The 1,301-nt window shown below is 70.7% G+C and carries 2 protein-coding genes; both read left to right on the top strand.

What is annotated here, in order from left to right:
- Positions 1–206 precede the first annotated feature (206 nt).
- Positions 207–656 carry a hypothetical protein gene (locus ACWD3D_RS37210; protein WP_451465045.1) on the top strand — a complete coding sequence of 150 codons (450 nt, stop codon included), beginning with the start codon at positions 207–209 and terminating at the stop codon, positions 654–656.
- Between the two features lie 124 nt (positions 657–780).
- On the top strand, positions 781–1,281 hold the full coding sequence (locus ACWD3D_RS37205; RefSeq protein WP_451465044.1) for a hypothetical protein: 501 nt from the start codon (positions 781–783) through the stop codon (positions 1,279–1,281).
- Positions 1,282–1,301 lie beyond the last annotated feature (20 nt).

Below are 1,301 nucleotides of genomic sequence, written 5' to 3'. Positions count from 1 at the left end.
CGAGGAGGGAACCCCGCCTCCACCACCCGCACCACGACGCTCCCGCACCCGACCAACCAGCCCCCACCCCCTCCGAGGAGGACCCGCCGGAGGCAGCCTGTTCGCCCTGGCCGGCGCCCAACGAACCCGTAGTTCGAGATGTCCGCGGACCTGTGCTTACGGTGCGCGCGACGACCACTGATTTCGAACAGAACGGAGGGCCCGGGGTGAGCACCAATTCGGCAGGACCGGTAAGCGCGTCGGAGCTGCGGAGGCGGGTCCGCGCTGCTGAGGCGCTGAAGGCGAAGACACGGGAGATAGCTGCCGCGAACGCGCTGACCGCACGCGAGGGCGCAGTCAAGGCGGCCAAGACGAAAGAGAAGGCCGACGTCGCGGCACGGGAAGCTGCCGCCGTCGTCCTGCGGCTGTTCGGCAACGACGCCGAGTTGGTCTCGGAACTCCTGGGCGTCCCGGCGGAGGAGCTGGAACGCGAAGCCAAGCCCGTTACCGCCGCTCGGGCGAAGGAAATCATCGAAGAGCTACAGATCCGCGCCGAGCGGCCCCGCTCCCCCCGGACCCTTAAGCAGCGACCGGACGCGGCCGGCGCGGCTTCCTCGACCCCGGCCGCCCCGGCGCCGGTCGTCACGACGGATGACGGCCGGGCTGATGCCGCCTGAGAACGGCTCCGGGCCCGGCCTCTTCCCGCTCTCGGCGGTGAACGGGGCCGGGCCCATTCGCGTTGACGAGCAACTACCGCTCATCGGTGAACCAACACCCGTTCGCATACCGGCCGTTGAGTGGATGCGCTGGCTGACCGACGAGTCCGTACAGGCCCGGTACTGGGCGAAGGTCTACCGAACCCCGTCAACCGAGGACTGCTGGTTCTTCCTCGGCGGGATCTCCAGCACCGGCCACGCCAGCTTCAGGGCCGCGTCGCGGCCGGGCAGGACGCGCACGGGCACGGTGCCGGGCCACCTGTACGGATACCAGCTCGCGCACGGCGTCATCCCCCGACTCGGCTGGGAAACGGACAGCCCGACCGTCTGCCACACCTGCGACCATCATTCCTGCCAGCAGCCGACGCACCTGCGGCTGGGGACAGCGGCGGAGAACCGGGCCGAATGGATAGCCCGCCGCAGAGATCCGGGTAGCCCGCTCGCGGACCTTCGCGGCCCAGCCGGACGCTCGCGGGCCATCGGCGCTGCCATCCGGGCCGGCCAGGAGCGCGGCGAAGGCGAGCTCAAGGTGCGGGCCCGAATCAGAGCAGCTATCGCGGCGGGCAGGCCGTTGAGCCTGTGGTGACACCTACTCCGCGACAGCCC

This window comes from Streptomyces sp. NPDC002690, assembly GCF_053592415.1.
This window is presented reverse-complemented; position numbering and strand designations above follow the sequence as displayed.